Here is a 7,670-nt window from a genome sequence, read left to right as displayed (position 1 = left end):
GGAGCCGGGTGCGTCAATTGCGCATGCCCGGATCTGAGGGGGGCCGGGTCGAGCAATCGCCCGGTCTACCCGACTAGCCCTGAACGCTTTACACTGCGTGAGAAGAGGCGGCGAAAATTAACGCCCACTCAACGTGCCCGGGGGTCTAGACTCGTATTTATGGAAAAAGGCCTCATCAAGCGTCCGCTTTTTTCGCTAAAGTAGGAGAGGGCGGCAAAGCCGCCGGCGGTCGCGTCACGGGGCTGCCATATCGGAACCCGTTTGCACAACACGTTTGTTGAAAATAAAGAGGTGTGTCCATGAAACGCCATGCATTCTCTGCTGCTGCCTTCACCGGCGCGATCCTGGGGGCCGCGATGTTCGCCTCGCCTGCCATGGCCCAGGATAAAGAGAAGTTCATCACCATCGGTACCGGTGGCCAGACCGGCGTCTACTACGTGGTCGGCCAGTCCGTCTGTCGCCTGGTGAACCGTCTGGAAGATGCCAACATCAAGTGCAACGCGCCCTCCACCGGCGGTTCGGTGGCCAACGTCAACGGCATCAAGTCCGGCGAGCTGGACATGGGCGTGGTGCAGTCCGACGTCCAGTACCAGGCCTACAACGGCACCGGCAACTTCGAGGGGGACGCCTACGAGGACCTGCGCGCGGTCTTCCGCGTCCACGGCGAGCCGCTGACCCTGCTGGCCCGCGCCGACTCCGGCATCGAGAGCCTCGACGACCTGGAAGGCAAGCGCGTCAACATCGGCAACCCGGGCTCCGGCCAGCGCAACACCATGGAAGTGGTGATGGAAGCCAAGGGCTGGACGGAGGATACCTTCGCCCTGGCCTCCCAGCTGGATGCCGCCGAGCAGGCCGCGGCCCTGGCCGACAACAACGTCGATGCCATGGTCTATGTGGTCGGTCACCCCAACGGCTCCATCCAGGAGGCCACCACCACCGTCGATGCGCGCCTGATCCCGCTGACCGGCGAGGCCATCGACGGCATCGTCGAGGAGCATCCCTACTACTCCAAGTCGGTCATCCCCGGCGGCCTCTACAAGGGCAATGACGAGGACGTCGAGACCTTCGGCGTGGCGGCCACCTTCGTGACCACCGCCCAGGCCGACGAGGAGGTCGTCTACCAGACCGTCAAGGCGATCTTCGACAACTTCGACCGCTTCAAGCGACTGCATCCGGCCTTCGAGAACCTCGATCCGGAAGAGATGGTCACCTCCGGCCTCTCCGCGCCGCTGCACGAGGGGGCCGCCCGCTACTATCGCGAGCAGGGCTGGATCGAGTGATCCGACAACCTGAGGTGATTTCACCTCGGTGAAGAATGCGCGGTCACCCGAGGGGGGCCGCGCATTCTGTTTGGGATGCCCAAGGGCATCACCAGCAGGGGTTCCCAGGGCAAACGTTACAGAGCAGGGCACGCTTATGACTGAGGACAACAAGAGGACCGCCGGGCACGAGGTCGACCTGGAGGACATGGTCGCCTCGAGCGATACCGGGGCCCGCAAGCCGGCCGGGACGCCGGGCAAGCTGCTGGTCAGCATTGCCGCCGCCTGGTCGCTCTTCCAGCTGTGGATCGCGTCCCCGCTGCCGTTCATGATCGGCTTTGGGGTCTTCAACGCCACCGAGTCCCGCTCCATCCACCTGGCCTTCGCGCTCTTCCTGGCCTATATGGCCTATCCGGCGCTCAAGCGCTCGCCCCGCGACCGTATCCCCATCCAGGACTGGGTCCTGGCGGCGGCGGCGGCCTTCTGCGGCGCCTACATGTTCATGTTCTACGAGCAGCTCGCCCAGCGCCCGGGCGCGCCGATCCTGCAGGACGTGATCATCGGCGTGGCCGGTATCCTGCTGCTGCTCGAGGCCACGCGACGGGCGCTCGGCCCGCCGCTTGCGATCATCGCCTCTATCTTCATCTTCTACTCGCTGGCCGGGCCCTACATGCCGGGCATCCTCTCCCATCGCGGGGTCAGCCTCTTCGGCCTGGTCAACCACCAGTGGCTGACCACTCAGGGGGTCTTCGGCATCGCCCTGGGGGTCTCGACCAGCTTCGTCTTCCTGTTCGTGCTGTTCGGCGCCCTGCTCGACAAGGCCGGCGCCGGCAACTACTTCATCAAGGTCGCCTTCTCGCTGCTCGGCCACTACAAGGGCGGGCCGGCCAAGGCCGCCGTGGTCGCCTCGGGCATGACCGGCCTGATCTCCGGCTCCTCCATCGCCAACGTGGTGACCACCGGCACCTTCACCGTGCCGATGATGAAGCGCGTCGGCTTCTCCGCCGAGAAGGCCGGGGCGGTGGAGGTCTCCTCCTCGGTCAACGGCCAGATCATGCCGCCGGTGATGGGCGCCGCGGCCTTCCTGATGGTCGAGTACGTGGGCATCTCCTACGTGGAGGTCATCAAGCACGCCTTCCTGCCGGCACTGATCTCCTATATCGCGTTGATTTATATCGTCCACCTCGAGGCCCTCAAGGCCGGCCTGCAGGGGCTGGAGAGCAGCAATCCGCCCAAGCCGCTGGTACGCAAGGTGATCGGCTTCCTCGGCGGCCTGTTGCTGATGATGATCACGGCCCTCGCGGTCTACTATGGCCTGGGCTGGCTCAAGCCGGTACTGGGTGATGCCACCCCCTGGGTGGTGGCCGTGGGGCTCGCGGCGATCTACGTGGGGCTGCTCAAGGTCGCCTCGCACTACCCCGAGCTGGAGCTCGATGACCCGGACACCCCCATCTACAAGCTGCCCCAGACCCGGCCCACGGTGATGGTCGGCCTGCAGTTCATCCTGCCGGTGATCGTGCTGATCTGGTGCCTGATGGTGGAGCGCCTCTCCCCGGGGCTGTCGGCCTTCTGGGCCACGGTGTTCATGGTCTTCATCATCCTCACCCAGCGTCCCATCACCGCGATCTTCCGCGGTCACAGCGACATGGCGGCGGACCTGCGCGAGGGGGCCCTGGACCTGTGGAACGGCCTGGTCACCGGTGCCCGCAACATGATCGGCATCGGCATCGCCACCGCCACCGCCGGCATCATCGTCGGCGCGGTCTCCCAGACCGGCGTCGGCCTGGTGCTGGCCGACGTGGTGGAGATCCTCTCCATGGGCAACCTGATGCTGATCCTGATCTTCACCGCGGTGCTCAGCCTGATCCTCGGCATGGGACTGCCCACCACGGCCAACTACATCGTGGTGTCGGCGCTGCTGGCCCCGGTGATCGTCCAGCTGGGCGAGCAGAACGGCCTGCTGGTGCCGCTGATCGCGGTGCACCTCTTCGTGTTCTACTTCGGCATCATGGCGGACGTCACACCGCCGGTGGGGCTCGCTTCCTTCGCGGCGGCCGCGGTCTCGGGCGGTGACCCGATCCGTACCGGCTTCCAGGCCTTCTACTACAGCCTGCGCACCGCGGCACTGCCGTTCCTGTTCATCTTCAACACCGACCTGCTGCTGATCGATGTCTCGCCCCTGCAGGGGGTGGTGATCTTCGTGGTATCGACCATCGCCATGCTGATCTTCGCCGCGGCCACCCAGGGCTTCATGATCGCCCGCAACCGCTGGTACGAGTCCATCGTGCTGCTGCTGATTGCCTTCACCCTGTTCCGGCCGGGCTTCTGGATGGATCGCATCCATGATCCCTATCAGGATATCCCGCCGGCGCAGTTCGTCGAGGCGCTGGGCAGCGTCGACGAGGAGAGCACCCTGCGCCTGCAGATTCGCGGCGAGGATGATTTCGGCGATCCGCTGACGACCTACATGCAGCTGCCGGTGCCGGCGGGCGAGACCGGCCAGGAGCGCCTGGAGAACCTGGGCCTGGAGCTGATCATCGAGGATGAGCGGGCCGTGGTCGACATGGTGGCCTATGGCAGCCAGGCCGCGGACCTGGGCTTCGACTTCGACCAGGAGATCATCGAGGTGCTGGCCCCGGTGGACCGCTGGACCAAGGAGCTGATGTGGATCCCGGCCTTCCTGGTGTTCGGCCTGATCGTAGTGATGCAGCGCCGGCGGCGTGATCGCACTGCCGCCGCGGCATCAGCCTGAAGGAGAGAGCGTCATGTACCAGAAGATCATGTTTCCGGTGGACCTCAACGAGGAGGCCTCCTGGACCAAGGCGCTGCCGACGGCGGTGGCGCTGTGCCGCAGCTTCGGCGCGTCGCTGCATGTGGTGACGGTGCTGCCGGACTACCGTATGCCGCTGGTCGGCTCCTACTTCCCCAAGGACTTCGCCAAGAAGGCCCATGAGGCGATCAAGGAGGCCCAGCACGAATTCATCCGCGACCATGTGCCCGAGGACATCACGGCCCAGAGCGTGATCGTCGATGGCTCCCCGTGGGAGGCGATCGTCAAGGCGGCGAAGAAGCTCGAGGTGGACCTGATCGTCATGGCCTCCCACAACAAGCGCAAGTTCGCCGACTACGTGCTCGGGCCCAATGCCGAGCACGTGGTGCACCATTCCAAGGTATCGGTGATGATCGTGCGCTGAGCGGGACCGCCGGATTCTGTAGTACCCTGCGAACGCCTCCCTCGATGGAGGCGTTCGCGTAGGGGGGTGCTGTCCCCGGCACTGGACCACCGGGCGAGACAGGGAGCGAGACGCATGACCACGGATCAATGGAAGTACATCGGACGCGCCTGGCTGATGCCGGTGATGCTGCTGGCCACGCTCGGCCTGCTGCTCGGCTGGTGGTTCCAGGAGGCTGGCCGGCTGGACTGGATCGACGGCCTCGGTCGGGTGCAGCTCGGCATCCTGGCGAGCCTGGTGGCCGGGCTCTTCACCCTGGTGGGGGCCCTGCCGGTGCTGCTGTTCGAGCGCGTCAGCTTTCGCGTCCAGGATTCCCTGCTGGGCTTCGGCGCCGGGGTGATGCTGGCGGCGACTGCCTTCTCCCTCGCGGAGCCGGCGATCACCGAGGCCCAGCGCTATGTGCCCGATGTGCTGGCTGCATCGCTGCTGGTCTCCCTGGGCATCGGCCTCGGTGGCCTGGCCGTGCTGCTCCTGGACAAGCTGCTGCCCCACGAGCACTTCGCCGTGGGCAAGCAGAGCGGCGCCGAGGCGGCCCGCATCAAGCGCATCTGGCTGTTCATCTTCGCCATCTCCATCCACAACCTGCCCGAGGGGCTGGCGGTAGGGGTCGGCTACAGCACCGGCGACATCACCGGCGGCCTGGCCATCACCATCGGCATCGGGCTGCAGAACATGCCGGAGGGACTGATCGTGGCGATCGGCCTGATGAGCGTGGGCTACAGCCGCTGGACCGGCCTCGGCGTGGCCCTGCTCACCGGCCTCGTCGAGCCGGTCGGGGGTGCCTTCGGCGCCGTGGTGGTCACCGTCGCGGCCTTCCTGCTGCCGCTGGGGCTGGCCTTTGCCGCCGGGGCCATGCTGTTCGTGATCAGCCACGAGATCATTCCCGAATCCCATCGCAAGGGCCACCAGACCTACGCCACCATGGGGGTGCTGGTCGGCTTCGTGCTGATGATGACCCTGGGCAAGACCCTGGCGTGAAGCCTGCGTCGCCAGGACATTCTGCGTTGAGTCTCGAAACACAACACATCCTGCGGGATCGGCTGCCGTCGTCTACATTAACCAGGTGTTAAGAGATGAAGGGCGCATTACGGCAGAATGCCGGATGCGGCCTTGAACCGGCCCGGCAGCACCGGGACTCAACAGGCGGCAAACAGGGGTGTGACCATGAATGCAGCAGCGACAAGAGAACGTGGCAAGGGTGCTGCGCCCGATGTCAGGATCAGCATCCGGTCGGTGGGCATGGACAAGCCGCGAGCCTGGCTGGCAGCAGGGTTCGAGGATTTTCGCCAGGCCATGTCGGTCAGCCTGGCCTACGGCATGTTCTGGGTGGGGCTGAGCGTCGCCGTCACCGCCGGCGCCTTCACGCTGGGCCTCTGGCACTGGCTGCTGCCGCTGGTCGCGGGTTTCATGTTCATCGGCCCCCTGGTGGCGGTGGGCTCCTATGGCATCAGCCGTGCGCTGGAGGCGGGCCGCGCCCCCAACCTGGGCGACGCCTTCGGCGGCTGGAAGGGCCATGCAGGGCAACTGGCGATGATGGGCGTGATGATGATGATCTTCTTCCTCGCCTGGATTCGCCTGGCCACCCTGCTGTTCGCGCTCTTCTTCGGCTTCGAGGCACCGAGTCCCGAGACGCTCTATGCCACGCTGCTGACCACCACCGACGGGTTGATGATGCTGGCGGTGGGTACCGCGATCGGCGCCGTCCTGGCGTTCGGTGCCTTCACCATCAGCGTGGTGGCCATTCCCACCCTGATGGACCAGGACCTGACCTTCATGGAGGGCATCGAGGCCAGCATCCGTTCGGTGTCGAAGAACTTCCGCCCGATGCTGCTGTGGGCGGTGATCCTCACCGGCTGCGTGCTGGTCGGGGTGATGACCTTCTACATCGGCCTGGCGCTGATCCTGCCTGTCCTGGGCCACGCCAGCTGGCACGCCTACGAGGACCTGGTGCGCATCGAGCCGGTGGAAGAGCTGAAGAGCTGACGCGATCTCCCCGGAAGTACGGGAAACCTCAGGGGGCGCCGAGCGCCCCCTGAGGTTTTTGCGGGACGCTCTCCTGACCTCCGATGCCGAATCGCGTACTCTTGGAGCATCTTTTCCGTTCGCAGGTAGCCTGCCGATGCTGACCGGTATCGCCCTTCGTCCGCTCTTGTTGCTGCTATTGGCCCTGGTGCCGTTCTCCATCGCCCTGGCTTCCCCGCTGCCGACGCCCACGGGCAGGGTACTGCTGACCCTCAGTGGCGACATCGCCCACGCCAACGTGGGCGACGAGGCGCACTTCGACCGCGCCATGCTCGAGGCCCTGCCGGCGCGGGTCATCGAGACCCATACGCCCTGGCATCGCGACAGGGGACGCTACGAGGGTCCGCTGGTCCGCGCCCTGCTCGAGACGGTCGGTGCCGCTGAAGCCGAGCAGGTGCGCATCCGGGCGCTCAACCACTACGAGGCCGAAGTGCCGATGGCGGACTTCCGGCGCCACGACGTGATCCTGGCCATGACCCGCGACGGCGAACCGCTGACCATCCGCGAGTACGGGCCGCTGTTCGTGCTCTACCCCTTCGACGAGCACCCCGAACTGCTCACCGAGGCCATCCGCTTCCGCTCGGTATGGCACGTCGAGCGGATCATCGTGCCCTGAGCCAGGCCGCGGAGAGCTGAATTGCTGCGCTATCCCCTGCGTCTCAAGCTGGGTGCCATCGCCGCCCTGGTGTTCTTCGCCGCCGCCCTGGTGGTGGTGGGCCTGGTGGCCTGGCGCCAGGACCGCCTGGCCGAGAGCGTGGGGGGAGATGCGGCCTGGCACGCCTACAAGCTCGACCGGGACACGGTGCAGCTGCGCAGCTTCCTCGCTCGGCCCGACCTTTCCCGCGAGTCGCTGCAGGCCCTGCGCCTGCGCTTCGAGCTGCTCTACAGCCGCCTCACCCTGCTGCAGGATGGCGACATCACCGAACTGCTCGGCAACATCCGCGTGGCCGAGGAGCTGGTCCCGGAGATCGAGCGGCACCTGCAGGCCCTGGATGAACAGATCCGTGGGCTCGAGCGCCTCGACGATGACGCCCGGGCCAGCCTGACCCAGCGGCTCGAGACCCTGGGTGGCGTGACCGAGCGACTGATCATCGCCATCAATGGCCACCTGGCCGAGACCACTACCCGGGAACGGCAGCGACTGCAGACCCTCTAT

General features: G+C 66.1%; 6 protein-coding genes and 1 pseudogene. All 7 read left to right on the top strand.

Going from position 1 to position 7,670, the window contains the following annotated elements; all coding sequences use genetic code 11:
• Window positions 1–299: 299 nt before the first annotated feature.
• Window positions 300–1,280 (top strand): TAXI family TRAP transporter solute-binding subunit, encoded by a 981-nt coding sequence (locus SCI24_RS19855; protein WP_318727024.1) that lies wholly within the window; start codon window positions 300–302, stop codon window positions 1,278–1,280.
• A 136-nt stretch (window positions 1,281–1,416) separates the two neighbouring features.
• Complete coding sequence (locus tag SCI24_RS19850; protein ID WP_318727023.1) at window positions 1,417–4,011, top strand: TRAP transporter permease; 2,595 nt, start codon at window positions 1,417–1,419, stop codon at window positions 4,009–4,011.
• A 13-nt stretch (window positions 4,012–4,024) separates the two neighbouring features.
• A complete protein-coding gene (locus SCI24_RS19845; protein WP_318727022.1) occupies window positions 4,025–4,453 on the top strand; it encodes a universal stress protein in 429 nt (142 codons plus the stop codon).
• 231 nt (window positions 4,454–4,684) lie between these two features.
• Window positions 4,685–5,470, top strand: a complete 786-nt coding sequence (locus SCI24_RS19840; RefSeq protein ID WP_412930271.1) for a ZIP family metal transporter — start codon at window positions 4,685–4,687, stop codon at window positions 5,468–5,470.
• A 186-nt stretch (window positions 5,471–5,656) separates the two neighbouring features.
• On the top strand, window positions 5,657–6,475 hold the full coding sequence (locus SCI24_RS19835; protein ID WP_318727020.1) for a DUF2189 domain-containing protein: 819 nt from the start codon (window positions 5,657–5,659) through the stop codon (window positions 6,473–6,475).
• A 136-nt stretch (window positions 6,476–6,611) separates the two neighbouring features.
• Window positions 6,612–7,130 (top strand): molybdopterin-dependent oxidoreductase, encoded by a 519-nt coding sequence (locus tag SCI24_RS19830; RefSeq protein ID WP_318727019.1) that lies wholly within the window; start codon window positions 6,612–6,614, stop codon window positions 7,128–7,130.
• Between the two features lie 21 nt (window positions 7,131–7,151).
• A pseudogene (locus SCI24_RS19825) lies at window positions 7,152–7,670 on the top strand (hybrid sensor histidine kinase/response regulator); the annotation flags it as partial.

Origin of the sequence: Halomonas sp., from assembly GCF_033549285.1 — a bacterium.
In the GTDB taxonomy this organism is placed as follows: domain Bacteria; phylum Pseudomonadota; class Gammaproteobacteria; order Pseudomonadales; family Halomonadaceae; genus Halomonas.
The sequence above is the reverse complement of the archived record's forward strand: the minus strand, read 5'-3'. Positions and strand labels throughout refer to the sequence as shown.

Coding starts and splice junctions, on each gene's coding strand:
- SCI24_RS19855 (WP_318727024.1), top strand. CDS start 300: ATGAAACGCCATGCATTCTCTGCTGCTGCCTTCACCGGCGCGATCCTG.
- SCI24_RS19850 (WP_318727023.1), top strand. CDS start 1,417: ATGACTGAGGACAACAAGAGGACCGCCGGGCACGAGGTCGACCTGGAG.
- SCI24_RS19845 (WP_318727022.1), top strand. CDS start 4,025: ATGTACCAGAAGATCATGTTTCCGGTGGACCTCAACGAGGAGGCCTCC.
- SCI24_RS19835 (WP_318727020.1), top strand. CDS start 5,657: ATGAATGCAGCAGCGACAAGAGAACGTGGCAAGGGTGCTGCGCCCGAT.
- SCI24_RS19830 (WP_318727019.1), top strand. CDS start 6,612: ATGCTGACCGGTATCGCCCTTCGTCCGCTCTTGTTGCTGCTATTGGCC.